This is a genomic window from Variovorax ureilyticus, assembly GCF_050632185.1.
GTDB lineage: Bacteria > Pseudomonadota > Gammaproteobacteria > Burkholderiales > Burkholderiaceae_C > Variovorax > Variovorax ureilyticus_A.
The window spans coordinates 936,194-959,913 of the sequence record NZ_CP192579.1 but is presented as its reverse complement, the minus strand read 5'-3'; the positions used below and the strand labels follow the sequence as shown (position 1 = coordinate 959,913).

The 23,720-nt window shown below is 67.4% G+C and carries 25 protein-coding genes and 1 pseudogene; 14 read left to right on the top strand and 12 right to left on the bottom strand.

Annotation, left to right across the window (positions count from 1 at the left end):
- Positions 1-11: 11 nt before the first annotated feature.
- Positions 12-1,301 (bottom strand): SUMF1/EgtB/PvdO family nonheme iron enzyme, encoded by a 1,290-nt coding sequence (locus ACQ858_RS04655; RefSeq protein ID WP_431275628.1) that lies wholly within the window; start codon positions 1,299-1,301, stop codon positions 12-14.
- Between the two features lie 134 nt (positions 1,302-1,435).
- Between ACQ858_RS04655 and ACQ858_RS04650 the strand changes: the two genes are divergently transcribed.
- From ACQ858_RS04650 to ACQ858_RS04630, 5 genes are all read left to right on the top strand, one after another.
- A complete protein-coding gene (locus ACQ858_RS04650; RefSeq protein ID WP_431275627.1) occupies positions 1,436-2,602 on the top strand; it encodes an ABC transporter substrate-binding protein in 1,167 nt (388 codons plus the stop codon).
- A 146-nt stretch (positions 2,603-2,748) separates the two neighbouring features.
- On the top strand, positions 2,749-3,630 hold the full coding sequence (locus ACQ858_RS04645) for a branched-chain amino acid ABC transporter permease (RefSeq protein WP_431275626.1): 882 nt from the start codon (positions 2,749-2,751) through the stop codon (positions 3,628-3,630).
- A complete protein-coding gene (locus ACQ858_RS04640; RefSeq protein WP_431275625.1) occupies positions 3,627-4,490 on the top strand; it encodes a branched-chain amino acid ABC transporter permease in 864 nt (287 codons plus the stop codon). Before ACQ858_RS04645 ends, ACQ858_RS04640 begins: the two co-directional genes overlap by 4 nt.
- Positions 4,487-5,284 (top strand): ABC transporter ATP-binding protein, encoded by a 798-nt coding sequence (locus ACQ858_RS04635; protein WP_431275624.1) that lies wholly within the window; start codon positions 4,487-4,489, stop codon positions 5,282-5,284. The genes ACQ858_RS04640 and ACQ858_RS04635 overlap by 4 nt, the downstream gene beginning before the upstream one ends.
- The gene (locus tag ACQ858_RS04630) at positions 5,281-6,003 is read left to right on the top strand and encodes an ABC transporter ATP-binding protein (RefSeq protein ID WP_431275623.1); all 723 of its coding nucleotides are present in this window, start codon (positions 5,281-5,283) and stop codon (positions 6,001-6,003) included. The genes ACQ858_RS04635 and ACQ858_RS04630 overlap by 4 nt, the downstream gene beginning before the upstream one ends.
- A 16-nt stretch (positions 6,004-6,019) precedes the next feature.
- On the opposite strand, the gene ACQ858_RS04625 is transcribed toward ACQ858_RS04630, so the two are convergent.
- From ACQ858_RS04625 to xseB, 4 genes are read right to left on the bottom strand one after another with little or no spacing between them, the layout of a single operon-like run.
- Positions 6,020-7,099 carry a TRAP transporter substrate-binding protein gene (locus ACQ858_RS04625; protein ID WP_431275622.1) on the bottom strand — a complete coding sequence of 360 codons (1,080 nt, stop codon included), beginning with the start codon at positions 7,097-7,099 and terminating at the stop codon, positions 6,020-6,022.
- On the bottom strand, positions 7,100-8,986 hold the full coding sequence (gene dxs, locus ACQ858_RS04620; RefSeq protein ID WP_431275621.1) for a 1-deoxy-D-xylulose-5-phosphate synthase: 1,887 nt from the start codon (positions 8,984-8,986) through the stop codon (positions 7,100-7,102).
- A gap of 16 nt (positions 8,987-9,002) precedes the next feature.
- Positions 9,003-9,923, bottom strand: coding sequence for a polyprenyl synthetase family protein (locus ACQ858_RS04615; protein ID WP_431275620.1), 921 nt, complete (start codon positions 9,921-9,923; stop codon positions 9,003-9,005).
- A complete protein-coding gene (gene xseB, locus ACQ858_RS04610) occupies positions 9,920-10,186 on the bottom strand; it encodes an exodeoxyribonuclease VII small subunit (protein WP_431275619.1) in 267 nt (88 codons plus the stop codon). The genes ACQ858_RS04615 and xseB overlap by 4 nt, the downstream gene beginning before the upstream one ends.
- Positions 10,187-10,377: 191 nt before the next feature.
- Between xseB and ACQ858_RS04605 the strand changes: the two are divergent.
- The 8 genes and pseudogenes from ACQ858_RS04605 (at position 10,378) to ACQ858_RS04570 (ending at position 16,856) form a co-directional block, all read left to right on the top strand.
- Positions 10,378-11,507, top strand: a pseudogene (locus tag ACQ858_RS04605) (aromatic ring-hydroxylating oxygenase subunit alpha).
- Positions 11,508-11,517: 10 nt separating this feature from the next.
- A complete protein-coding gene (locus ACQ858_RS04600) occupies positions 11,518-12,450 on the top strand; it encodes a DMT family transporter (RefSeq protein ID WP_431275618.1) in 933 nt (310 codons plus the stop codon).
- Positions 12,451-12,460: 10 nt separating this feature from the next.
- Positions 12,461-13,366 carry a sulfurtransferase gene (locus ACQ858_RS04595; protein ID WP_431275617.1) on the top strand — a complete coding sequence of 302 codons (906 nt, stop codon included), beginning with the start codon at positions 12,461-12,463 and terminating at the stop codon, positions 13,364-13,366.
- Entirely contained in the window at positions 13,363-13,911 is a 549-nt protein-coding gene (locus tag ACQ858_RS04590; protein WP_431275616.1) for a DUF2796 domain-containing protein, read from the top strand. Before ACQ858_RS04595 ends, ACQ858_RS04590 begins: the two co-directional genes overlap by 4 nt.
- A gap of 7 nt (positions 13,912-13,918) precedes the next feature.
- Positions 13,919-14,623 carry an ABC transporter ATP-binding protein gene (locus ACQ858_RS04585; protein WP_431275615.1) on the top strand — a complete coding sequence of 235 codons (705 nt, stop codon included), beginning with the start codon at positions 13,919-13,921 and terminating at the stop codon, positions 14,621-14,623.
- Entirely contained in the window at positions 14,620-15,879 is a 1,260-nt protein-coding gene (locus ACQ858_RS04580) for an ABC transporter permease (protein ID WP_431275614.1), read from the top strand. The genes ACQ858_RS04585 and ACQ858_RS04580 overlap by 4 nt, the downstream gene beginning before the upstream one ends.
- Before the next feature lie 2 nt (positions 15,880-15,881).
- Positions 15,882-16,481, top strand: coding sequence for a DUF3299 domain-containing protein (locus ACQ858_RS04575; RefSeq protein WP_431275613.1), 600 nt, complete (start codon positions 15,882-15,884; stop codon positions 16,479-16,481).
- Positions 16,482-16,646: 165 nt separating this feature from the next.
- Positions 16,647-16,856: a dodecin gene (locus tag ACQ858_RS04570; protein ID WP_431275612.1), complete on the top strand. Its 210-nt coding sequence runs from the start codon at positions 16,647-16,649 to the stop codon at positions 16,854-16,856.
- 138 nt (positions 16,857-16,994) lie between these two features.
- Here the strand turns inward: ACQ858_RS04570 and ACQ858_RS04565 are convergent, their stop codons facing one another.
- From ACQ858_RS04565 to ACQ858_RS04550, 4 genes are all read right to left on the bottom strand, one after another.
- Entirely contained in the window at positions 16,995-17,267 is a 273-nt protein-coding gene (locus ACQ858_RS04565; RefSeq protein ID WP_431275611.1) for a hypothetical protein, read from the bottom strand.
- A 101-nt stretch (positions 17,268-17,368) separates the two neighbouring features.
- Positions 17,369-18,265 carry a ZIP family metal transporter gene (locus tag ACQ858_RS04560; RefSeq protein ID WP_431276784.1) on the bottom strand — a complete coding sequence of 299 codons (897 nt, stop codon included), beginning with the start codon at positions 18,263-18,265 and terminating at the stop codon, positions 17,369-17,371.
- Positions 18,266-18,412: 147 nt separating this feature from the next.
- A complete protein-coding gene (locus ACQ858_RS04555) occupies positions 18,413-19,177 on the bottom strand; it encodes an aspartate/glutamate racemase family protein (protein ID WP_431275610.1) in 765 nt (254 codons plus the stop codon).
- 122 nt (positions 19,178-19,299) lie between these two features.
- Positions 19,300-20,181 (bottom strand): transporter substrate-binding domain-containing protein, encoded by an 882-nt coding sequence (locus tag ACQ858_RS04550; RefSeq protein WP_431275609.1) that lies wholly within the window; start codon positions 20,179-20,181, stop codon positions 19,300-19,302.
- A gap of 212 nt (positions 20,182-20,393) precedes the next feature.
- Here ACQ858_RS04550 and ACQ858_RS04545 point away from each other — a divergent pair, with 212 nt between their 5' ends.
- Positions 20,394-21,614, top strand: a complete 1,221-nt coding sequence (locus ACQ858_RS04545) for a D-amino acid dehydrogenase (protein WP_431275608.1) — start codon at positions 20,394-20,396, stop codon at positions 21,612-21,614.
- 28 nt (positions 21,615-21,642) lie between these two features.
- On the opposite strand, the gene ACQ858_RS04540 is transcribed toward ACQ858_RS04545, so the two are convergent.
- From ACQ858_RS04540 to ACQ858_RS04530, 3 genes are all read right to left on the bottom strand, one after another.
- The gene (locus ACQ858_RS04540; RefSeq protein WP_431275607.1) at positions 21,643-22,167 is read right to left on the bottom strand and encodes a DUF4136 domain-containing protein; all 525 of its coding nucleotides are present in this window, start codon (positions 22,165-22,167) and stop codon (positions 21,643-21,645) included.
- A gap of 75 nt (positions 22,168-22,242) precedes the next feature.
- The gene (locus ACQ858_RS04535) at positions 22,243-23,454 is read right to left on the bottom strand and encodes a beta-ketoacyl-[acyl-carrier-protein] synthase family protein (RefSeq protein WP_431275606.1); all 1,212 of its coding nucleotides are present in this window, start codon (positions 23,452-23,454) and stop codon (positions 22,243-22,245) included.
- Entirely contained in the window at positions 23,451-23,711 is a 261-nt protein-coding gene (locus tag ACQ858_RS04530) for an acyl carrier protein (RefSeq protein WP_431275605.1), read from the bottom strand. The genes ACQ858_RS04535 and ACQ858_RS04530 overlap by 4 nt, the downstream gene beginning before the upstream one ends.
- Positions 23,712-23,720 lie beyond the last annotated feature (9 nt).

Here is a 23,720-nt window from a genome sequence, read left to right as displayed (position 1 = left end):
GCCGGCGACGCTCACAGCGTGCAGGTCCTGAAACCGAAGAAGCCATCGTCGCGATCGGGCGCCGCGAAGTCCCTGCGCTTGGGCGAGCGCAACCGCGCACGGGTCGCGAACGACGCACCACGGAGCACGCGCGCGCGCCCGAAGGCGGGTTTCGGATCGAAGGCCGATCCCTCACTCCAGGGATCGGCGCGGAACCCGGTCCACGGCCGCAGCGTGCCCGCGGTCCACTCATGGACGTCGGCCCAGCGGAAGCCGCGGTTCATCGCGGTGTGCGCCGCGATCTCCCATTCGACTTCGGTCGCCAGCCGGCGGCCGGCCCAGCGCGCCCAGGCGTCGGCTTCCCACCAGCTCACATGTACCACGCTCTGGTTGTCCGCGGCGCGCACCGTTCGGCCGAACCGCTGCTGCAGCACCGAGCCGCCGCCCTCGCGCGTCGATCCGATCTGTTCGACGTGGCGCGGGCCGCGCCGGCCGTCGACCTGGGCGGCCAGCCACGCCTGGCCCTCCGGGCGCCACAGCTCGGGCCGGTCGTAGCCGCCGTCGTCGACGAATTCGACGAACTGGCTCCAGGTGACCGGCTGCGCATCGATCTCGAATTCCGGCACGTCGGCGCGTTCCGAGCCGCATTCCTGCGCGAATGCGAAACCCGGCCCCGACATGCCGAGTTCCCAGGCAGTGCCCGGCACCAGCACCGGCTGGCGGGCGACGGCGGCCGGCGGCAGTTCGATACCCAGTCCCAAACCCAGCGTCTGCGCCATCACGATGAGCTGCTCGCCGCACATGTCCTCGTGAAACAACGCGAGCCGGTAGAAATAAAGGCCCGCGTCCGTCTCCGCCGCGTGCTCGAGCAGTTCCAGCGTGATTTCCAGCGTTTCGAGCAGGTAGGCCTTGGTCTGCGCGAGATCCGGCATGTCGGGCGACCACCGTTCGGCCGGCGGAACCTGCGAGGGGTTCCACCAGGCGTCTGCGTTCGGCTCGATGGCCGCAAGCCGCGTGGGCCGGACCGGGCACTCGGCGCCGAACGCGCGCTGGGTATTGCGGGCGATCCACCATTCGGCGAACCATCCGATCTGCCCGGCCAGCCAAACCGGCGGATCGACGCCCTCGACGCGCGGCATCGCGAGCGTCGCCGAGCCGAGGGCCTCCTCGTAGAGCGACAGCAGTTGCAGCGTGTGGTTGCGCGCATCGATCAGCGCCAGCGACAGCAGGTCGCGGCCGGCGCGGCGCACGTCCGGCGAATCGATCGCCTGCGGGGCGCCGGAAATGCTGAAAGGCGTCGACGACGACGGGCTCGAAGGCATCGGGAATTATGACGATCCGCGCGCTGGCGACGTCAACTCGGCGTTGCCCGGGGGAATAACCGCCGGCAGGCAGCGCCACCCCACTTATAAAATACGCGCCCTCACTTTCCCCTGACCAGAAAGAACTCTTCATCATGAGACGCTTCCCGCTCAAGAACCCGCTTCTCGCCATCGCCGCGTTTGCCGCGTTCACCGCCTTCGGTCCTGCCGCACAGGCGGCCGACCTGAAGATCGGCGTCGCCGAAGCCTTGTCCGGCGGCGCCGCCCAGTACGGCACCGCCATCCGCAACGGCTTCGAACTGGCCGCCCTCGAGATCAATGCCGCCGGCGGCATCAACGGCAACAAGATCGAACTGGTCGTCGCCGACGAGCAGGGCAAGAAGGAAGAGGCGATCAACGTCTTCAAGAAGCTGATCTTCCAGGACAAGGTGCTGATGGTCTTCGGACCGACGCTGTCGAACTCCGCGCAGGCCGCCGACCCGATCGCCCAGGCCGCCAAGACAGTGGTCTTCGGCACGTCCAACACGGCCGACGGCATCACCTCGATCGGCGACCACGTCTTCCGCAACTCGGTGACCGAAGCCGACGTGCTGCCCGAGACGATCAAGACCGCCGTCAAGAACGCCGGCATCAAGAAGGTGGCCGTGCTCTACGGCAACGACGACGTCTTCACCAAGAGCGGCTACGACAACTTCAAGAAGGCGCTCGAAGACCTGAAGATCCCGGTGACCACCACCGAGACCTTCGCCAAGGGCGACGTGGACTTCAAGGCCCAGCTCACCAAGATCAAGGCCAGCGGCGCGGATGCGATCGTGCTGTCGGCGCTGCTCGCCGAAGGCGCACCGATCATGGTGCAGGCCCGCCAGCTCGGCCTGAACGTGCCGGTCATCGGCGGCAACGGCATGAACTCGGTGAAGATCTTCGAACTCGCCAAGGGCCAGTCGGACAACCTCTACGTGGGCAGCCCCTGGTCGTCCAGCAACGCCACGCCCGAGAACACGAAGTTCATCAAGGCCTACACCGAGAAGTTCAAGACGGCGCCCGACCAGTTCGCGGCGCAGGCCTATGACGCGATGTACATCGCGGCCCAGGCGCTCAAGAACGTCAAGGTGAGCGGCGACCTCGCGGCCGACCGCGCCGCCGTGCGTGAGGCGCTGCCGTCCGTGAAGCACACTGGCGCCACCGGCGCGTTCCAGTTCCGCCGCGCCAACGACAAGAGCGGCAAGCCGGCCGGCTACGACGCCCAGCAGTTGCCCATCGTCAGCGTGACGAAGGGTTCCGAGTTCGTTATTACCAAGTAACCCCCCAGCCTCGCTCACTGCGTGTAGCTCGGGCACCCCCTGCCGGGGGCAGCACCAGCGGACCGGCAAAGCCGGTTCCGCGGTGTTTCTGGGATGGCGGGAGCCGGCTTTCGGCCCCGCTTTATGTTTTTTTGAATGGGACCACGATGCTTGAACAGCAACTGGTTAACGCGCTCTCTCTTGGGTGCGTCTATGCGCTCTTTGCGCTGGGCTTCACCCTGATCTTCGGGGTGCTCGGCGTGATCAATCTTTCGCACGGCGCGGTCTTCATGGTGGGCGCTTACGCGGCCGTGCAGGTCATGGCGCATTTCGATCTGCCGCTATGGATCGGACTGCTGTTCGCGTTCGTCTCCTGCGGCCTCCTGGGGCTCTTGATCGACTTCCTGGTGCTCAAGCCGCTGCGCGCACGCAATGCGCCGCACCTGATCCCGATGATCGCGACCATCGGCGTGGCGATCATCCTCAACAACGGCGTGCAGGGCCTGTTCGGCGCGCAGAACGTGCGCTTCCCGGCGGACGCGGTGTCGGGCGAGTCGCTGAATCTTGCGGGCATCCACCTCACCGCGCTGGAGCTGGGCATCATCCTGCTGTCGTTCGTGCTGATGGCGGTGCTCATGCTGGCGCTCAAGCGCACGCAACTGGGCCGCGCGCTGCGCGCGATCGCCGAGTCCCCGAAGGCGGCCTACCTGCTCGGCATCAATGTCGAGGGGCTTTTCTTCCTGACCTCGTTCGCGGCCGCCGCGCTGGGCGGACTCGCGGGCGTGCTGATCGGGCTCTATTCCAACGCGGTGTTTCCGCTCATGGGCCAGCCGATGCTGCACAAGGGCATCGCGGTGATCATCCTCGGCGGCATGGGCGACATCCGCGGCGCGATGCTGGGCGGCCTGTTCCTCGGCTTCGCGGAGGTGCTGTCGGTGGCCTACATCGGCTCGACCATGCGCGACGCGGTGGCGTTCGGCCTGCTGTTCCTCGTGCTGCTGGTGCGGCCCAAGGGACTCTTCGGCACGGTACAGGAGCGCAAGGTATGACCGTCCTCGAAAACTTCTGGTCGGTCTACAGCAACCTGGTGCTCACCCTGGGCACCAATGCGCTGCTGGCGCTGTCGATCTGGCTCACGCTCTCGTGCGGCATGCTCGCGATGGCGAATGCCGCTTTCATGGGCATCGGCGCCTACACCTCGGCGATCCTGTCGATGAACTACGGCGCCCCCTTCCCGGTCGCGATCGCGGCCGGCATGGCGGCGCCGGCCCTGACGGCGTTCGTGATCGGCAAGCCGACGCTGCGGCTGTCGGGCGTGTATCTCGCGATGGCGACGCTCGCTTTCGGCGAGGTGGTGCGCATCGTGGTGCTCAATGCCGAATCGCTCACGGGCGGCGCGCTGGGCCTCAACGGCATTCCGCAGGCCACGCAGTGGTGGCACGTGCTGCTCGCCGTGGTGCTGGTGCTGTTCGGGCTGTGGCGGCTGCGCCGCTCCAAGGTCGGCCGCGCCTTCGAGGCGATCAAGGAAGACGAGACCGCCGCCGGCCTGATGGGCATCGACGTCGGCGGCCACAAGATGCTGGCCTTCGTGCTCGGCGCCGCGATCGCGGGACTGGCGGGCGTGCTCAATGCGCACCTGACTTTCTTCATCGGGCCGAACGAATACGGCTTCGACCGCGGCGTGGACATCCTGACGATGACCGTGCTCGGCGGCATCAACGGCCTGACCGGTCCCGTGCTCGGCGGCGTGATCCTCACGGTGCTGCCCGAGGCGCTGCGCGCGTTCGGCGATTTCCGGCTGGTGGTCAACGGCGTGATCCTGGTGCTGATCGTGCTGTTCCTGCCGAAGGGCATCTGGGACCCGGCGCGCTTGCGCCAATGGTTCGGGCGCAAGGGAGCGATGGCATGACGGCATCGCTTCTCCAGCTCGACAGCGTCTCGCGCCACTTCGGCGGCCTCAAGGTGCTGCAGGAGGTGAACCTCGACGTGCCGCAGGGCGGCGTCTTCGGCCTCATCGGACCCAATGGCGCGGGCAAGACCACGGTCTTCAACCTGACGACGGGCCTGCTGCCGACCACCGGCGGCTCGATCCGCTTCGAAGGCCGCGACCTCGCGGGACTCAAGCCCCACCAGATCACGCGCGCGGGCATCGCCCGCACGTTCCAGAACATCCGCATCTTCAAGGAGATGTCGCTGCTCGAGAACGTGATGGTCGGCATGCACGCCAAGCTGCGCTATGGCGCATTCGGGCTGCTGGCCGGCACGGGCCTCTTCCGCGGCGAGGAGAAGCGGGCGCGCGATCGCGCGCGCGAGCTGCTCTCGTGGGTCCGTCTCGATCACAAGGGCGACGACGTGGCCGACAACCTCTCGTACGGCGACCAGCGCAAGCTCGAACTCGCGCGCGCCCTCGCCACCGACCCGAAGCTGCTCTTGCTCGACGAGCCGGTGGCGGGCATGAACAGCACCGAAAAGACCGAACTGATGCACGAGATCCGCAACATCGCGGGCCGCGGCTACACCATCTTCATGATCGAACACGACATGCGCTTCGTGATGGGCTTGTGCGAGCACATCGCGGTGCTGAACTTCGGCCGCATCATCGCGCGCGGCAATCCCGACCAGATCCGCAACGATCCGCAGGTGATCGAAGCCTACCTCGGTCGCGAGGAAGACGAAGCGACGAACGAGGGGGTGACGCGATGAGCGCAGCGCCTCTGCTGAAGGTCGAAGGACTGCGGGTCGCCTATGGCCACATCGAGGCGGTCAAGGGCATCGATTTCGAACTGCATGAAGGCCGCATCACCACGCTGGTGGGGGCCAACGGCGCCGGCAAGTCGACCACGCTGCTCGCGTTGTCGGGCCTTGTGGCCAAGGCGGCCGGACGGGTGGTGCTCGACGGGCAGGACCTCACGGCCCAGTCGCCGCACCGCATCGTCGCCTCGGGCATGGTGCAGGTGGCCGAAGGCCGCGCCACGCTGACGACGCTGACGGTGCGCGAGAACCTCGAACTCGGCGCCTACACGCGCCGCGACAGCCGTGCCCAGCGCGCCAACGACCTCGAACGCATCTACACGCTGTTCCCCCGGCTGAAGGAACGGGCCGACGGGCTCGCCGGCAACCTCTCGGGCGGCGAGCAGCAGATGCTGGCGATCGGCCGTGCACTGATGGCGAAACCGCGCGTGCTGCTCTTGGACGAACCGTCGATGGGCCTCGCGCCGATCATCGTGCAGGACATCTTCCGCACGCTGCGCGAGATCAACAAGGCGGGGCTGACGATCTTCCTGGTCGAGCAGAACGTGCGGCAGGCACTCAAGATCGCCGACAGCGCCTATGTGATCGAGACCGGGAAGATCGTGTTGACCGGCAGCGGGCGCGAGCTGCTCGGTAACCCGAAGGTCCAGGACGCCTACCTCGGCGGCTGAGGCGCGGCGAACCGATCTACAGCTTCTGCGCCTGCATGAAGCGGTCGAAGCTGCCCTCGGTAAAGCGGAACCAGGCGTTCTGGTCGGCCAGGAACCTGGCGTAATCGGTGTACACCTTCTTCCACTCGGGGTTGGTGCTGTTCAGGTCGGCGTAGATCTGCTGGGCCGACTTGAAGGCCGCCTCCGTCACGCCCTTCGAGAAGGGTCGCAGCTTGGTGCCGGAGTGCACGAGTTGCTTCAGCGCGATCGGGTTGCGCGCGTCGTACTTCGCGGTCATGCCGATGTTGGCCTGTGCGGCGGCAGCCGAAACGATCGCCTTGTACTCCGCCGACAGGCCTTCCCAGGCCTTGGTGTTGATGTAGAAGTCCAGTTGCGCACCGCCTTCCCACCAGCCGGGGTAGTAGTAGTACTGCGCGACCTTGTTGAAGCCGAGCTTCTGGTCGTCGTAGGGACCGACCCACTCCAGCGCATCGAGCGTGCCCTTTTCGAGGGCAGGGTACAGGTCGGCGCCGGGGAGGGACCGGGGAATCACGCCCAAGGGTTCGAGCACGCGGCCGGCGAACGGGTTGGTGCGGAACTTCAGGCCCTTCAGGTCGGCCACCGACCTGATCTCCTTGCGGAACCAGCCGCCCATCTGCGCGCCGGTGTTGCCGCCCGGCAGGTTGTAGATGTTGTACCTGGCGTAGAACTCGCGCATGAGCTTCAGGCCGTTGCCTTCGTACATCCATGCGTTCATCTGGCGGGTGTTCAGACCGAAGGGCACCGCGCAGCCGAGACAGAAGGTCGGGTCCTTGCCGTAGAAATAGTAGGGCGCGGTGTGCGCCATTTCGATCGCTGCGTCCTGAACGCCGTCGACCACGCCGAAGGCCGGCATCAGCTCGCCGCCCGCATGGACCGAGATCTGGAAATTGCCGCCCGTCATGTCGCTCACGCTCCTTGCGAAGGTCTCGGCCGTGCCGTAGATCGTGTCGAGCGACTTCGGGAAGCTCGACGCGAGACGCCAGCGCACGGCGGCTTGCGCATGGACGGCGGGCGCGATGCCGGCGGCCAGGACGCCTGCAATGCCGGCGTTTTTGATGAGGGAACGACGATCCATCTACACGACCCCGGGCCGGGTCTTCCCTGCGGAAACCACGCTGTCGAAACGCTGCGCGATCGAGCGTTCGATGCCCTCGGCGTCCAAGCCGATACCCGACAGCAGCTTCGCCGGGTCGCCGTGCTCGATGAAGCGGTCGGGCAGGCCGAGCTGCAGCACCGGCTTCTGCAGACCCGCGGCCTGCAGCGCCTCGAGCACCGCACTGCCCGCGCCGCCCATGATCGCGCCCTCTTCCACCGTCACGATCGCGTCGTGCGATCCGGCGACCTTGAGCAGCAGCTCGACATCGAGCGGCTTGGCCCATCGCATGTTGACCACGGTGGCATCGAGCGACTCCGCCGCCTTCAACGCCGGGTAGAGCAAGGTGCCGAAGGCGAGGATCGCGATCCTGCGGCCTTCGCGGCGGATCTCGCCTTTGCCGAACGGCAGCCCGTCGAGCGACTGCGGCGGCGTGACGCCGGCGCCCGACCCGCGCGGATATCGCACCGCGACCGGATGATTCTGCTCGTAGGCGGTGGTGAGCAACTGCCGGCACTCGGCTTCATCCGCCGGGCAGGCCACGCTCATGTTGGGAATGCAGCGCAGGAACGAGATGTCGTAGGCGCCCGCATGCGTCGCGCCGTCGGCACCCACCAGGCCCGCGCGGTCGAGCGCGAAGACCACCGGCAGGTTCTGGATCGCGACGTCGTGGATGAGCTGGTCGTAGGCGCGCTGCAGGAAGGTCGAATAGATCGCGACCACCGGCTTGAGGCCCTCGCACGCGAGACCCGCCGCGAAGGTCACCGAATGCTGCTCCGCGATGCCCACGTCGTAGTAGCGCTCGGGGAAGCGCTTCTCGAACTCGACGAGACCCGAACCCTCGCGCATCGCCGGCGTGATGCCGACGAGGCGACCGTCCTTCGCGGCCATGTCGCACAGCCAGGTGCCGAAGACCTGCGTGAAGGTCTGCTTGGGCGCCGTCGCCGGCTTGACGAGCCCGACGGCCGGGTCGAACTTCGACGGTCCGTGGTAGGCGACCGGATCGGCCTCCGCCAGCTTGTAGCCCTGGCCCTTCTTCGTGACCACGTGCAGGAATTGCGGACCGCGCAGGTGCTTCAGGTTTTCGAGCGTGGGCACCAGCGAATCGATGTCGTGCCCGTCGATCGGCCCGACGTAGTTGAAGCCGAACTGCTCGAACAGCGTGGCCGGCACCACCATGCCCTTGGCGTGCTGCTCCAGCCGCTTCGCCAGCTCGAACAGCGGCGGCGCGGCGCGCAGCACGCTCTTGCCGACGTTCTTCGCGGCCGAGTAGAAGTTGCCGCTCATGAGTTGCGCGAGATAGCGGTTGAGCGCACCCACCGGCGGGCTGATCGACATGTCGTTGTCGTTCAGGATCACCAGCAGCTTGCAGTCGTCGCACACGCCCGCGTTGTTGAGCGCCTCGAAGGCCATGCCGGCCGTGAGCGCGCCGTCGCCGATGATCGCCACCGAATGGCGGTCCTCGCCCTTCTGCCGTGCCGCCAGGGCCATGCCGAGCGCGGCCGAGATGCTGGTGGACGAATGCGCGGTGCCGAAGGTGTCGTATTCGCTCTCGGTGCGCTGCGGAAAGCCGGAGATGCCGCCGAGCTGGCGCAGCGTCGGCATGCGGTCGCGCCGCCCGGTGAGGATCTTGTGCGGATAGGTCTGGTGGCCCACGTCCCACACCAGGCGGTCGTGCGGCGTGTTGAAGACGTGGTGCAGCGCGACCGTGAGCTCCACCGTGCCCAGGTTCGAGCTCAGATGGCCGCCGGTGCGCGACACGTTGTCGAGCACGCAGCTGCGCACTTCGTCGGCGAGTTGCTTGAGCTGGGCGCGGTCCATTTGCCGCAGCTGGGAAGGGTCGTGGATGGTGGGAAGCAGCGGAGCCATGTGCAAAGTCTTGTCGTTATCGATCGCGATCGACGACCATGTGGGCGAGCGCGCGCAGGGCGCCCGTGTCGGCCAGCGCGCTGCGATCCAGCGCTTCGAGGGCCTTGGCCAGCAACTGACGCGCCTGTGCACGCGCGCCGTCGAGGCCGAGCAAAGAGACATAGGTGGGCTTGTCGCTCGCGGCGTCCTTGCCCGCGGTCTTGCCGAGCGTTTCGGAATCGGCGATGACGTCGAGGATGTCGTCGACCACCTGGAAGGCGAGACCCACCGCGGCGCCGTAGTCGCGCAGCGCCGCGAGCGACTGGGGCGCGAGCGCATTGCCGCAGGCCGCACCCATCTCGACGCTGCCCTGCAGCAGCGCGCCGGTCTTCAGGCGATGCATAGTGCGCAGTTCGGCTTCGGTCAAGGCGACGCCGACGCTGGCGAGGTCGATCGCCTGGCCGCCCGCCATCCCCTGGCTGCCAGCGGCGCGCGCCAGCAGGCGGCACAGCGTCGACTGGACCACCGGCGAGATGCCGGTGCCGTCGGGCGTGAGCAGCTCGAACGCGAGCGCCTGCAAGGCATCGCCCGCCAGCAGCGCGCCGGCTTCGCCGAACTTGACGTGCACCGTGGGCTTGCCGCGGCGCAGCACGTCGTTGTCCATGCACGGCAAGTCGTCGTGCACCAGCGAATAGGCGTGGATCAGCTCGACCGCGCAGGCGGCGCGCAAGGCCGCTTCGGCATGACCGTCGACCGCCTCGCTGGCGGCCAGCACGAGCAGCGGCCGAAGCCGCTTGCCGCCGTCGAGCACGGCATAGCGCATCGCGTCGCCCAGTTGCACGGGCGCATCGATGCCGACCCAGTCGGACAGTGCGGACTCGACACGCGCAAGCAGGGGCTCGCTCCACGCGGCCAGACGGGCGGCATCCCACCGCGAGGTTTCGGCGAACGTCGTCATTCGCCGGTCCAGACCTTGAGGCTGCCCGCGTCGAGCAGCTTGATCTGGTCCTCGACCGCCTGCAACTTGTCGCGGCAGAAGGCCAGCAGGGCCGCGCCCCGCTGGTAGCTGCCCAGGAGCTGGTCGAGCGGCAACTGGCCCGATTCGAGTTCGGTCACGAGTCGTTCGAGCTCCTGCAGGCCGGCTTCATAGGTGGCCGGCAACGCGCCGGTATCGGGCGCGGCGGACTCGGCCGGCTGGGAGGAGGAAGGCACCTTGGGCATGCGGCGATCGTGGGTGAAACCCTACATTTTAGGGCGGGGGACCCGAACGCATCCCGAAGGGTACAATCCGCGGTTCCCCGGGCCGGCAGATGCTGACCCATTTTCTTTTGGGGCCGTCGCACGTCATCGCACGCATTCAAGACGGCCATCCGTTCCTCTTTCTCCCTGTGGGGAGCTTGGTCAGGTCACCCATGTCTGATTTAAGTCTTCAACTGCAGCAGGCTTCGAGCCAACTTCCGGTTACCGCATATTTCGACGAGGCGCTCTACGCCCGCGAGATGCAGACACTTTCGCCGCCGGCCCGCGCTATGTGGGCCATCGGCTGGCCGTTCCCGAGCAAGGCACCTTCCACACGCTGCCGCAGGAGCACCAGGGCCGCGCGCTGGTCCACACGCCCAAGGGCGTGGAGCTGATCTCCAACGTGTGCCGCCACCGGCAGGCGCTCATCCTCCAGGGTCGCGGCGCACTCGACCCGACCAGTGGCGGCAACATCATCTGCCCCCTGCACCGCTGGACCTACGCGGCGGCCGATCCGCGCACCACCGGCACGCTGATCGGCGCACCCCACTTCGAGCAGGACCCCTGCCTCAACCTGCACAACTATCCGCTGACCGAATGGAACGGCCTGCTGTTCGAGCGGAGCACGAACCCCGGTACCCGCGACGTGGCGGCCGACCTCGCGAAGCTCGGTGCGCGGGCCGATCTCGACTTCGAGGGCTACGCGCTCGACCGCGTCGAGCTGCACGAGTGCAACTACAACTGGAAGACCTTCATCGAGGTCTATCTCGAGGACTATCACGTCGGGCCGTTTCACCCGGGGCTCGGCAGTTTCGTGACCTGTGACGACCTGCGCTGGGAGTTCGGCGAGCACTATTCCGTGCAGACGGTCGGCGTGGCCAACAGGCTCGGCCGCGCCGGCAGTCCGGTGTACCAGCGCTGGCAGGAACAGCTCCTGAAGTACCGCGAAGGCAAGCCGCCGAAGTACGGTGCGATCTGGCTCACCTACTACCCGAACGTCATGGTGGAGTGGTATCCGCACGTGCTCACGGTGTCCACGCTGCACCCGATCGGGCCGCAGAAGACGCTCAACATGGTCGAGTTCTTCTACCCCGAGGAAATCGTCGCCTTCGAGCGCGAGTTCGTCGAAGCGCAGCAGGCCGCCTACATGGAAACCTGCGTCGAGGACGACGAGATCGCCGAACGCATGGACGCCGGCCGCCGCGCGCTCATGCTGCGCGGCGACGACGAGAGCGGCCCGTACCAGAGCCCCATGGAAGACGGCATGCAGCAATTCCACGAGTGGTATCGAAAAAACATGTGACTCGCCCCTGATGCAAGCCTTATGGATGGTGCTGGGGGCACTGATCTTCGCCACCATGGGCGTGTGCGTGAAGTTCGCGTCGGCCTGGTTTTCCTCTGCTGAACTGGTCTTCTACCGCGGCCTGATCGGCATCGTCTTCCTGTGGGTCCTCGCGCGCCAGCGCGGCGTCACGCTGGCCACGCGCTATCCCGGCATGCATGCCTGGCGCAGCCTGATCGGCGTCGTGTCGCTCGGCGCGTGGTTCTACGCGATCGCGCACATGCCGCTCGCCACTGCGATGACGCTCAACTACATGAGCAGCGTCTGGATCGCGGCTTTCCTGGTCGGCGGCGCCTTGCTCGCGTGGGTGCCCATGCCGGGCCGCGACGGCCGCGCGCCGAAACCGCCGCTGCAGGGACCGCTGGTGCTCACCGTGCTCGTGGGCTTCGGCGGCGTGGTGCTGATGCTCAAGCCTTCCGTCGAAGGCAGCCAGGGCTTCGCCGGCATGCTGGGCCTGCTGTCGGGGCTGACGGCCGCGTTCGCCTACATGCAGGTGGTCGCCCTGTCGCGCATCGGCGAGCCCGAATCACGCACGGTCTTCTACTTCGCCGTCGGTTCGGCCGTCGCGGGCGGGCTCGGCACGCTGCTGGGCCCTTCCACGCCGTTCGGCGATTGGACCTTGGCGCATGCCTTCTGGCTCCTGCCGGTCGGCGTGCTGGCCGCGCTCGGCCAGCTTTGCATGACGCGCGCATACGCCACGGCCAAGACCGAAAGCGGTACGCTCCTGGTCGCGAATCTCCAGTACTCGGGAATCGTGTTCGCCGCGATGTACAGCGTTCTGCTGTTCGGCGACCCCATCGACGCGACCGGCTGGCTCGGCATGGCCCTGATCGTGGCGAGCGGCATTGCGGCAACGGTGCTGCGGCAACGCTCGCTGCCCAAGGCACCGGCCGAAGAACATTGAAGGACTTCTCATGTACGCCACCCTGATTTCCGCCGAGCAGCTCCAGGCCCTGACCGCCCGCGAGGCACGGTTGATGGTGTTCGACTGCACCTTCGACCTCACGAAACCCGACGCCGGGGCGCAGCAGTACCGCGCCGCGCACATTCCGGGCGCGGTCTACGCCAACCTCGACACGGCGCTGAGCGCGAAGCACGGCGTGGCCGGCGCGCATGGCGTCGTGGTCGCGAAGGAAGAAGGACCTCCGGCATCGGGCGGCCGCCATCCGCTGCCCAGCCGCGAGAAATTCGCGGGGTGGCTCTCCAGCGTCGGCTTTGCGAACGACATGCAGGCGGTGGTCTACGACCGCAACGGCGCGAACTACTGCGGCCGCCTCTGGTGGATGCTCAAGTGGATGGGCCACGAGGCGGTGGCCGTGCTCGATGGCGGCCTGCAGGCCCGGCAGACGTCCGGCGGCACCGTGACGGACCGCGAGGAGCCTTCGCATTTCCAATCGAATTTCGTCACCGGCGAACCTTTGACACGACTCGTCGACACGAAGACGGTGGCCGCGCGACTCGCGCAGGCCGACCAGACGCTGATCGACGCGCGCGCACCGCAGCGCTATCGCGGCGAGGTGGAACCACTGGACCCGATCGCCGGTCACATCCCCGGGGCGCTGAACCGGCCTTTCGCCGAGAACCTCGGTCCCGACGGGAAGTTCAAGCCGGCCGCGCAATTGCGCGCCGAATTCGAAACCTTGCTGGCGGGCCGGAATCCGTCCACGGTCGTCCACCAATGCGGCAGCGGCGTGAGTGCGGTGCCCAACCTCCTCGCGATGCAAGTCGCGGGACTGGGCCCGACCGCGCTCTATGCCGGCAGCTGGAGCGAGTGGAGCAACACGCCGGGGCTGCCGATCCGGCAAGGCGCAGAACCATGAAACCGACGAGCCGGCCGCTTATTTCGCTCCTGCTGACCGCAGCCGTCATCGCAACACCGCTCGCCGTCCTCGCACAGGTCCAGCATGCGCACGTGCATGGGCAGATCAAGCTGGACGTCGTCGTCGACGGGCCCACGGTCGTGATCGAGATGGAGTCACCGCTCGACAACTTCACCGGCTTCGAACGCGCACCGCGCACCGACGCCGAAAAGAAGGCCGCAGAGACCGTCGTCGCGCAATTGCGCGCGGCGGACCAGATCTTCCGCATCGACCCCGTCGCCAATTGCAAGCTCGGCCCGGTCACGCTGCGTTCGCCGGCACTGGGCCTCGGCGAGGCCGAAGGCGCATCGCCCGAAGGCCATGCCGATCTCGACGGCACTTTCGCCTTCAACTGCACCAACGCAGGGGCGGCAAAGTTCATCGACATCGGCCTGTTCAGCGCGTTCAAGGGCCCTCGCCAGATCGAGGCGCAGATCGCATCGCCGCAAGGCCAGTTCAAGCGGTCGCTGAAGCGGCCCGCCGAACGGCTCGCATGGAGCAAGTGACCCGGCCGTGAGTTCCGTTCTTTCGGCTGAATCGCTGCGCTTCCAATGGCCAGGCGCGAAGGCGCCATGCGTCGACATCGAGCGGCTCGACATCGCCGCCGGCGAGGCCGTGTTCCTGCACGGACCGAGCGGATGCGGCAAGAGCACGCTGCTGTCGCTGCTGGCGGGCGTGCTGGTCGCCCAGGGCGGGCGCATCACGCTGCTCGGGCACGACTGGGCTTCGCTTTCGGGCGCCAGGCGCGACCGGCTCCGAGTCGCGCATGTGGGCTACATCTTCCAGCAGTTCAACCTCCTGCCCTATCTCAGCGTGCTGGACAACGTCCTGCTGCCGTGCCGCTTCTCGGCGCGGCGCATGGCGCAGGCGACGCGCGATGGTTCGGCGCAGGCGCAGGCGGAACACCTGCTCGGACAGATGGGACTGGATTCGAGCTTGTGGCGGCGTCAGGCCCTCCGGCTGTCCGTCGGCCAACAGCAGCGAGTGGCGGCCGCACGCGCATTGATCGGCCACCCCGAAGTCGTGATCGCCGACGAGCCGACCTCGGCGCTCGACGAGGACCGCCGCGAAGCCTTTCTTGACGTCCTGCTGTCGGCCTGCGAGACGAACCGCAGCGCGCTCGTCTTCGTGAGCCACGACCAGCGGATCGCCGAGCGCTTTGCGCGCCATATCCTGCTGCCGGAGATCAATCGCGCAGCCGTGGGAGAAGCTGCATGACCGCGCTGCTCGCCATCGCCTGGCGTAGCGGGTGGAACCGCCGCTTCACGCTCGCACTGACCGTGCTCTCGATCGCGCTGTCGACCTTCCTGCTGCTCGGCGTCGAACGCATCCGCACCGAGATGCGCGAGAATTTCGCGTCCTCGGTGTCGGGCACCGACCTGATCGTGGGCGCACGCACCGGCTCCACGCAATTGCTGCTGTATTCGGTGTTCCGCATCGGCGCGGCGACCAACAACATCCAGTGGAAGAGCGTGCAGGCACTTGCGGCGCATCCCGGCGTGAGCTGGGTCGTGCCACTGTCGCTCGGCGATTCGCACCGCGGCTTCGCGGTGCTCGCGACCACGCCCGAGTACTTCGAGCATTTCCGCTACGGTGACCGCCAGCCTTTGCGCATCCGCGAAGGCAAGCCGTTCGACGAACTCTTCGATGCAGTGATCGGCGCCGAAGTCGCCGACCGTCTCGGCTATCGCGTCGGCCAGAAGATCACCCTCGCGCACGGCAGCGGCGAGCTGGTCGCGGAACATGCCGACAAGCCCTTCACCGTGGTGGGTGTGCTCGCGCGCACCGGCACGCCGGTCGACCGCACGGTGCACATCGGCCTCGGTGCGATGGAGGCCATCCACCTCGAATGGGCCGGCGGAGCGCCGATGCCGGGCGTCAAGATTCCGGCCGATCAGGTGCGCAAGTTCGATCTCACGCCGAAGAACGTGACCGCCGCGCTGGTCGGCCTCAAGAACCGCGCGGCGGTGTTCGCGGTCCAGCGCTGGGTGTCGACCTATTCCGGCGAACCGCTCATGGCCATCCTCCCGGGCGTGGCGCTCGACGAGCTGTGGAGCGTGATCGGCGTCGGCGAGAACGCGTTGCTGCTCATGTCCGCGCTGGTTGCGCTGGTGAGCCTCGCGGGGCTGGTGTCGGTGGTGATGGCCGGCCTCAACGAGCGGCGGCGGGAACTCGCGGTGCTGCGTGCGGTCGGCGCGAATCTGCGCCATGTGCTCACGCTGCTCGCGCTCGAAGGCGGGATGGTCACGCTGCTCGGCGTAGTGATCGGCACGGCGCTCGCGGCGCTGGGCATCGCGACTCTGTCGCCCTGGCTGCAATCGCAATTCGGACTGGCCCTGCACCTCTCCGAACCTACACTGAACGAATGGCTGCTGCTGGCAAGCCTGGTCGCCGCGGGCTGGCTCGCGAGCTTGCTGCCCGGCATCCGCGCCTACCGGCTCTCGCTGGCCGACGGACTTTCTCCAAGGATCTGAAGATGACTCTGCGCCTTCCTCTTTCGTTTCTTCTCGCCGTGGTCATCGCGGGCAGTGCGCTTGCGGCCGAGCCCGTGCCCTCGGCCACCTCGCCCACCAACCCGCTCGGCGGCAAGGCGGGCAGCGAGAAGGCCGCACCCGGCCAGCCGCGCGTCATCTCGTGGGAAGAACTGGTGCCCAAGGACTGGGACCCGATGAAGGAACTCAAGGGCATGGACCTGAGCAAGCTCGACGACAGCGACCCGCGCGCCAACGAGCTGCTGATGAAGCTGCAGGACGTGTCGAACAACGCGCCCACCAACACCGCGATGAACGGCGTCGAGGTCAAGATCCCCGGCTTCATCGTTCCGCTCGAGGAGAACAAGGGCGAGGTCACCGAATTCCTGCTGGTGCCCTACTTCGGCGCCTGCATCCACACGCCGCCGCCGCCGGCCAACCAGATCCTGCACGTGCGCCCGAAACAGGGCGCGAAGTTCCGCGCGATGGACACGGTCTGGGTCACCGGGAAGCTGCAGACCCTGCGCAACGATTCGATGATGGGCGTGAGCGGCTATCACGTGACCGCCGACAGCGTCACCAAGTACACCGGCGGCGCGAAGTAGACGCGGCAAGCATATTTCACGGCCCGTCCCGCACACGCATTTCCGGGACCTGCATGCGTCGCACCGATGCCCGGGTTTCAACTAGGGGCCCGGCGGTCGCCCGACGTGCCACCATGGCGGCGCCAACGCACCGAATCCGAAACGACCAACCACAAGGAGAACGCCATGACCAGCCACGTCTACAAGCTCATCGAACTCACCGGCTCCTCCCCCAACAGCAGCGACGACGCCGTCCGCCGCGCCATCACCAAGGCCAGCGAATCGGTGCGCAACATCCAGTGGTTCGAAGTCACCGAAACCCGCGGCCACGTCGTCGACGGCAAGGTCGCCCACTGGCAAGTCACCCTCAAAGTAGGCTTCACCCTGGAAGACTAAGAAAGAGGATCTGACCAGGGCGGCGCAAAGCGCCCGCCCGTTCGTGAGCCGCCGCGGAACCGGCTCCGCCGGTCCGCCGGCGGCGCCCCCTCGCAGGGGGTGGAGAGCGACACGAAGTGCGCGAGCCTGGGGGTGGTCTTAATCCGGTGCTTGAATCACCCGATCGAACTCCTCATCGGCCGGCACATTGTCCGCATCGAGTTCGCTCGCATCAGTGAGATCGATGCCTGTTTCCTCGGAGAGTTCGTCCGTCGCCTCCGCCTCGGCCTCGGCATCTTCGAATTCGTCCTCCGTCTCTTCGGACACGTTGTCATCGGTCTCGTCGATCTCGGGTTCGTCTGCGGCTTCTCCGGGACGCAGAGGGGGTCGGCGCTCTTCATGATCGGACTCCTGGCTGACTGGCTGTCGCATCGCGACGATGCACATCCCGAGTGTGGGCCCAACCGTTGGAGTCGTCTTGTCAGCAAAGACGCAACAAGCGTTTCAGAACGTTCATGACTCCCCGCCGTGACTCAATCGGCGTGGTCACGCGCCTCATGCGCGTGGCCGGCGTCGTCGTGCGAGTGCGCATGGTCGCCGTGGGCGATCCGGCTGACGAGCGTGACCAGCACGATGCCGACAGCCAGCCACACGATCTGCAAAGCGGTCTGGCGCGCGGGCAGGCGCTTCTGCAACTGCGGGATCAGGTCGGCGAGCGCCACGTAGACGAAGCTGCTGGATGCGAGCACCAGAAAGTACGGCAGCCATCCATGCAAACGGTCGACCAGCCACCAGCCGACCACGCCGCCGAGCGCGGTCATGGTGCCGGCGAGCGACACCTTGACCAGCGCCGCGCGCTGATTGGCGGAACTCTGGCGCAGCACCACCAGGTCGCCGATGTGGTGGGGCACCTCGTGCGCCAGCACCGCGACTGCGGCGACGAGCCCGAGCCGCAGGTCGGCGATGAAGGCCGAGGCGATCAGGACGCCGTCGCCGAAGCAGTGCACGCTGTCGCCGGTGAGCACCGCCCAGCCGCCGCCCTTGCCGGTCGCGGCGTGGGAATGGCCGTGCGAATGCCCATGCACATGCGGATGTTCGTGACCGTGGTCGTGCTCTTCCGCATCGCCTTGGTCGTGGTGATGCTCGTGCCCGTGGTGCCACAGTTCGGCCTTGTCCAGCAGGAAGAAGAACACCAGCCCGAACAGCAGCACGGCAAAGAGCACTCCGGGTGCGATGTGGCTTTCGAAGGCTTCCGGCAGCAGGTGCATGAAAGCGGTCGCCAGCAGCGCACCCGCTGCGAGGCTCAGCAGATGCTGCGGATTGACACCGCCCCCTTCGGTGCGCACCCCCACGCGCAGCAGCAACGCGGCGATCCACACACTTCCGATGCCGGCGGCCAGGGTCGCGGCGATGATGGCTAGCAAATTCATGACGGCTTGACGCTGTTTGGCAAAACAAAAGCCGTCCATCGGACGGCTTTCGGTGGAAAGCGGCTGGAGGATGCGGCTTATCCGCACCTTGGGCTGTTGGCAGCCGGTCAACCGGCCGCCAGTTCGCTTTTCATCTTATCAATCGTGTCAAGCGCCATGCGCGGCGAGCCGGGAAGCCCCGTCGTAGGCGCGGTCGGCCAGCGCGCAAGCAAGCACCCGCGCCGGATCGACGAGCCGCAATCCACCGACCGCGGCCGCGCCTTGCAGTCCCAGCGGAATCTCCGTGCAGCCCATCACGATGGCCGCCGCGCCATGCCGCCGCGCCAGTTGCAGCGCGACTTCGCTGAAGCACGCCTCAGCCAAAGCCATGTCGCCCGCCTTCACGCCGTCGTAGATGCCGCGCATGAGGAGGCGCCGTTCGTCGGCCAGCGGCAGGTGGCAGCGAAGGCCCGCGTCGGCCATGGCGTGTTCGTAGAGACCGATCCGATAGGTGCCTTCTGTCGCCATCAGCGCCACGTCGCGCACGCCCTGCGCGGCGAGATGCGCCGACACCTCGCGCGCCACGTGGAGCAGTTCGATGTGGGGAAAGCGCGCCTGCAACGCGTCATGCCACGCATGCGCCGTATTGCAGGCGATCGCGACCGCGCGGCTGCCGAGCGCAGCCAGCCGGCCCAGCGCCTGCAACATCGGCTCGAGCGGCTGATGCGCGCCCTGCGTGGCGGAGTCCAGCGCGCCGGTGCGATCGGGCACCGGCACCTGCGCCAGCCAGTGTTCCGGAAAGCCCTGGTCCCGCACCGGCTCGCCGCGCGCCCGCATGCGGCGCGCGCAGGCCTCCACGAAGAGGCGCACGAAGTCCGCGCCGGCCGCAGGCCCCATACCCCCAAGAATGCCCACCACATGCGTCACAAGCATCACCTTCCGTCAATCCCAAGCCCAAGCCAGAAACACCGCGGAACCGGCTCCGCCGGGCCGCCGGTGTTGCCCCCTGCAAGGGGGTTGGCGGCCACACGAAGTGGGCAAGCCTGGGGGTGTGCTCAAGTCGCCGGTTTGTCGCTGGGCGCCTTGATGTTGTCGCGCAGCTGCGGGCTCATCGGCAGACCGAGCGCGGTGCCCCGGGGCGGGATCGGCTGCATGAACCACTTGTCGTACATCTTCTCGAAGCGGCCCGATTTCATGAGGTCGATGATGGTGTCGTCCACCACCTTCTTGAAGGCGGGATCGTCCTTCGGCAGCATGCAGCCATAGGGCTCGACCTGCAGCGAATCGCCGACGACCTCGAAGTCGCTCGGGTTCTTGGCGTTGGCGATCAGGCCGAACAGCAGGATGTCGTCCATCGCGAACGCCACCGCGCGATCGGTTTCCACCAGCAGGAAGGCATCCGCATGGTCCTTGGCGAGGACGATGTCCATGTCGAGGTTCTTCTCGGCGTTGTACTTGCGCATGACCAGCGCGTTGGTGGTGCCGGTGGTGCTCGCCACCGGCTTCTTCGCCAGGTCCGCGTAGTTCTTGATGTGCGAGGTCTTCTTCACCAGCAGCCGCGTGCCGGTATAGAAATGATTGATCGCGAACGCGACATCCTTGCCGCGCGCCGTGTTGTTGGTGGTCGATCCGCATTCGAGATCGACGGTGCCGTTCTGGATCAGCGGGATGCGGTTGGCAGAGGTCACCGGCATCAGCGCAACCTCGAGGTTGGGCTTGTTGAGCTTCTTCTTGACCGCATCGACCACCGCGTTCGACAGCTCGACCGAGAAGCCGATCGGCTTGCCGCCGTCCAGGTAGCTGAACGGCACCGACGACTCGCGATAGGCCAGCGTGATCTTGCCGGACTCGGCGATCTTGGCCAGGGTGTCGGCCGCTTGCGCGCCCGTCGCGGCGGCAGCGAGCAGGACGGCGGTCATCAATGCGGATAGCTTCATGCGAGCCCTTTCGGTGGTTTGAAATGTGAAACGGAGTGTAGGAAGCAATGGCCTGCCGATCACAATTCCTTTTGCTGCGACGCCCATGTCCAAAAGTTATGGTCAGGGTATCCCATGAGCTTTGGCTATGGGCTGCGGCGCTTTTGGCATTTCCCGCGTGCGGCGGTGCGACCTAGAGTCGGCGCATCCAGGACAACGGAGAGGAATGCGTCATGCACGTGTGCGTGCTCGGTGCCGGCATCGTCGGCTTGGCCACCGCGTGGCAGTTGAATCGACAGGGCCACGAAGTGACCGTGATCGACCGCGCGGAGCCCGGCGCCGGCGCGAGCGGCGGCAACGGCGCGCAGCTCAGCTACTCGTACGTGCAGCCGCTGGCCGATCCTTCCATCTGGAAGCAGTTGCCCAAGCTGCTGCTGTCGCCCTCCTCGCCGCTGAAGCTGCGGCCGCAGCTCGATCCGCTCCAATGGCGGTGGGGGCTGGCCTTCCTCGCCGCGTGCAACGCCCGGACCTCACGCGAGACCACGGTGCGGCTGCTGGCGCTGGCCGCACGCAGCCGCACGGCCTTCGAGGCGATGCGCGCCGACGTGGAGCCCGACTGCGACTTCTCGGCCACCGGCAAGCTCGTGCTGTACACCAATGCGGCATCGCTCGACGGCGCGCGGCGGCAGCTCGAGCTGCAGCGCACCATGGGCAGCGAGCAGCGGCTGGTCACGCCGGACGAATGCGTCGGGATCGAGCCCGCGCTTGCGGACTACCGCAGCCAGATTGCCGGCGCGATATTTACGCCGAGCGAATGCGCGGCCGACTGCCTCAAGGTGTGCACGGAGCTCGCCCAGGCGCTGCGCGCGCGGGGCGTGCGCTTCGTCCTTGGCGCCGAGGTCAGCGGATTCGACCTGCGCGCGGGCCGCGTGGCCGCGGTCCGGACTTCCGGCGGCGATGTGCCCGCCGACGTCTGCGTGATGGCGCTCGGCACGGCGTCGCACCAGCTCGGCGCGCAGCTCGGCGCCTACCTGCCGGTCTATCCGCTGAAGGGCTACAGCATCACCGTGGACGTGGACCCGGCGCCGGAGGCCGCGCCGCGCGTGAACGTGACCGACAGCGCGCGCAAGGTGGTCTTCGCACGCGTCGGTTCGCGCCTGCGTGTGGCCGGGATGGCAGAGCTCGTCGGCCACGATGCGAGCATCCCCGCGACCCGCATCGACACGCTCGCGGAAGCCACGCGCGCCGTGTTCCCGAAGGCGAGCCGCATGGAATCGCTGCATCCGTGGACCGGCATGCGGCCCGCGACGCCGACCGGCGTGCCGATCGTCGGCAAGGTGGCGGGCGCACCGTCGAACATGCTGTTCAACACCGGCCACGGCGCGCTGGGCTTCACGCTGGCCTTCGGCTCGGCGCAGCAGATCGGGCAGGACCTCGAGGCGAAGAGGATCTGAAAACGACGCGCCGGAACGCGCCACGGGATCACTTGGCCGGCGCGCTGCCCGGCGGGAAGCCGGTGAACATCTTGTCGAGCGCGGTCTGCAGCATCGCGTTCATGCGCGCGGGGTCGTCCTGCAAGGTGCCGCTCGCGGTGCCGCGCCACAGCCCGCGCTTGGTGGCACCGTCGAACAGGTCGACGACGAGGGTGCCCACCTCGAAGGCGTCGACCGTCGTCGTCGAGTTCGGCGCGGCGGGGCCGAAGCCGCCCCAGCCGAGGTAGCCCACGCTCGTCGTGTTGAAGACCTGGCGCTCCTGGCTGGTCACATGCGCGGCCACGTGGACGTCGCCATTGGGAACAAGCTTCCACCCCCGGGCCTGCAGGCGCGAGTCGATGCCGTCGACGATGCGCTGCTGCATCAGCGGCGACCCGCCGTCGGGTTTCGTCACCCAGCTGTAGGTCCTGAAGCGCGAGAAGTTCACACCGGGATCGAAATCGGTCTTGACCGTGGGTGTGGCGGCACAAGCCGACAGAAGCACTGCGAAGACCAGCGCGACGACGCGTCCCATCATGTTGACTCCAGTTGCGAGTTGCAAAGGCCGGGGCAGTTTAGCCCCGCATCCCCGCAAACCGAACCGGGTCGCTCAAGCGCGAGCGAAGACGAGGACCGAGTTGGTGCCGCCGAAGGCGAATGAATTGCTGATCGCCGCTTCGAGCCGAGGCGCCGCCGCGCCGGCCTGCGGCACGAGGTTCAGGCTGCACGCCGGGTCCATCTCGGCGCAGTTTGCGTTGGGCGGCAGCTCGCGCCGTTGCAGCGCCAGCACGGTGATGGCGGCCTCGAGCGCGCCGGCTGCGCCGAGGAGGTGCCCGTGCAATGCCTTGGTCGAGCTGACGCGCAGTTGATCGAGATCGTCACCCCAGACCTGCGCCAGCGCATCGCGTTCGACGACGTCGCCGATGCGGGTGGCCGTGCCATGCGCGTTGCAGTAGCCGATGTCGCGCGGCTGCAATCCCGCTTGCCGCAAGGCCTGCCGCAGCGCGCGCGACTGGCCGGGCGCATCGGGCTTGGTCAGGTGAGTGGCATCGCAGCTCTGGCCCCAGCCGGTCAAGAGGGCGTGGAGACGGACGCCACGATGGCGGGCGCGCTCCGCGGATTCGAGCACCAGGAACGCCGCGCCCTCGCCGAGCGCAAACCCGCTGCGGTCGCTCGCGAAGGGACGGACCGCCGCCGCCTCTTCGCCGGGCGCGAACGCCGCGAGCGTCTGCATCGCCTGCCATGCGAGGACGACGCCGGGCACGATCAGCGCTTCGCTGCCGCCGGCGATCGCCACGTCGACCTCGCCGCGCCGGACGGCCTTCGCGGCTTCGGCGATTGCGAGGCTCGATGACGCGCAGGCCACCGAGTAGGTCAGCACCGGGCCATGCACGCCCTGGCGCATCGCCACGTGCGAGGCCGGCGCGCTCGGCATGAAGGCCGGGATGGTCAGCGGCGGCACGCGCCCGTTGCCACGATAGGCCGTCTCCAAGGCCGTCGCACCGCCCATGCCGCAGCCGGCGAACACGCCGATGCGCTCCGGGTCCACATCGGCGGCCTTGCCGCCATACCCGGCATCGCGCATCGCCAGATCGGCGGCGGCCACGGCGAGCTGGCTGACCCGGTCGACCCCGGCCAGCTGAAGCTTGGTGAACCAGCGCAATTCGTCGAATGCGGTGGTGGCCGCGGCGGCCGGTCTGGGGAGTTCGGGGAAGACGGGCCGCAGCGCCGACTCGCCGCGCATCAGCGCATCGAACATGGCCTGGGGATCGTCGCCATGCGGCGAGACGATGCCCAGCCCCGTGACGGCGACTTCGCTCACGCCGATTGCGAGGCTCTGGTCTTGTCGACCACGGCCGCCAGTTGGGCCAGCGTGTCGATCGTGGGATCGTCGTCGGGCATGCTGATGCCGAAGCGGTCTTCGATCGCGAAGACGAATTCGACCAGCGCCAGCGAATCGAATCCCTTCTCGCGCATGGAAGCGTTCGGGTCGAGCTCCGCAGGCTCGATGCCATATTTTTCGTGGATGAGGTCCTGCAGTTCTTTGAGCGAACTCATTTGTGCGGTGTCAGTCGTCATGTTCTGTCC

Excerpts from the sequence above, each read along its gene's own strand:
- ACQ858_RS04640 (WP_431275625.1), top strand. The coding sequence starts at position 3,627 with ATGACCGTCCTCGAAAACTTCTGGTCGGTCTACAGCAACCTGGTGCTC.
- ACQ858_RS04545 (WP_431275608.1), top strand. The coding sequence starts at position 20,394 with ATGCACGTGTGCGTGCTCGGTGCCGGCATCGTCGGCTTGGCCACCGCG.
- ACQ858_RS04550 (WP_431275609.1), bottom strand. The coding sequence starts at position 20,181 with ATGAAGCTATCCGCATTGATGACCGCCGTCCTGCTCGCTGCCGCCGCG.
- ACQ858_RS04565 (WP_431275611.1), bottom strand. The coding sequence starts at position 17,267 with ATGCGACAGCCAGTCAGCCAGGAGTCCGATCATGAAGAGCGCCGACCC.
- xseB (WP_431275619.1), bottom strand. The coding sequence starts at position 10,186 with ATGCCCAAGGTGCCTTCCTCCTCCCAGCCGGCCGAGTCCGCCGCGCCC.
- ACQ858_RS04530 (WP_431275605.1), bottom strand. The coding sequence starts at position 23,711 with ATGACGACTGACACCGCACAAATGAGTTCGCTCAAAGAACTGCAGGAC.
- ACQ858_RS04615 (WP_431275620.1), bottom strand. The coding sequence starts at position 9,923 with ATGACGACGTTCGCCGAAACCTCGCGGTGGGATGCCGCCCGTCTGGCC.
- ACQ858_RS04555 (WP_431275610.1), bottom strand. The coding sequence starts at position 19,177 with ATGCTTGTGACGCATGTGGTGGGCATTCTTGGGGGTATGGGGCCTGCG.
- dxs (WP_431275621.1), bottom strand. The coding sequence starts at position 8,986 with ATGGCTCCGCTGCTTCCCACCATCCACGACCCTTCCCAGCTGCGGCAA.
- ACQ858_RS04540 (WP_431275607.1), bottom strand. The coding sequence starts at position 22,167 with ATGGGACGCGTCGTCGCGCTGGTCTTCGCAGTGCTTCTGTCGGCTTGT.
- ACQ858_RS04635 (WP_431275624.1), top strand. The coding sequence starts at position 4,487 with ATGACGGCATCGCTTCTCCAGCTCGACAGCGTCTCGCGCCACTTCGGC.
- ACQ858_RS04560 (WP_431276784.1), bottom strand. The coding sequence starts at position 18,265 with ATGAATTTGCTAGCCATCATCGCCGCGACCCTGGCCGCCGGCATCGGA.
- ACQ858_RS04650 (WP_431275627.1), top strand. The coding sequence starts at position 1,436 with ATGAGACGCTTCCCGCTCAAGAACCCGCTTCTCGCCATCGCCGCGTTT.
- ACQ858_RS04575 (WP_431275613.1), top strand. The coding sequence starts at position 15,882 with ATGACTCTGCGCCTTCCTCTTTCGTTTCTTCTCGCCGTGGTCATCGCG.
- ACQ858_RS04595 (WP_431275617.1), top strand. The coding sequence starts at position 12,461 with ATGTACGCCACCCTGATTTCCGCCGAGCAGCTCCAGGCCCTGACCGCC.
- ACQ858_RS04630 (WP_431275623.1), top strand. The coding sequence starts at position 5,281 with ATGAGCGCAGCGCCTCTGCTGAAGGTCGAAGGACTGCGGGTCGCCTAT.
- ACQ858_RS04570 (WP_431275612.1), top strand. The coding sequence starts at position 16,647 with ATGACCAGCCACGTCTACAAGCTCATCGAACTCACCGGCTCCTCCCCC.
- ACQ858_RS04600 (WP_431275618.1), top strand. The coding sequence starts at position 11,518 with ATGCAAGCCTTATGGATGGTGCTGGGGGCACTGATCTTCGCCACCATG.
- ACQ858_RS04645 (WP_431275626.1), top strand. The coding sequence starts at position 2,749 with ATGCTTGAACAGCAACTGGTTAACGCGCTCTCTCTTGGGTGCGTCTAT.
- ACQ858_RS04580 (WP_431275614.1), top strand. The coding sequence starts at position 14,620 with ATGACCGCGCTGCTCGCCATCGCCTGGCGTAGCGGGTGGAACCGCCGC.
- ACQ858_RS04625 (WP_431275622.1), bottom strand. The coding sequence starts at position 7,099 with ATGGATCGTCGTTCCCTCATCAAAAACGCCGGCATTGCAGGCGTCCTG.
- ACQ858_RS04590 (WP_431275616.1), top strand. The coding sequence starts at position 13,363 with ATGAAACCGACGAGCCGGCCGCTTATTTCGCTCCTGCTGACCGCAGCC.
- ACQ858_RS04655 (WP_431275628.1), bottom strand. The coding sequence starts at position 1,301 with ATGCCTTCGAGCCCGTCGTCGTCGACGCCTTTCAGCATTTCCGGCGCC.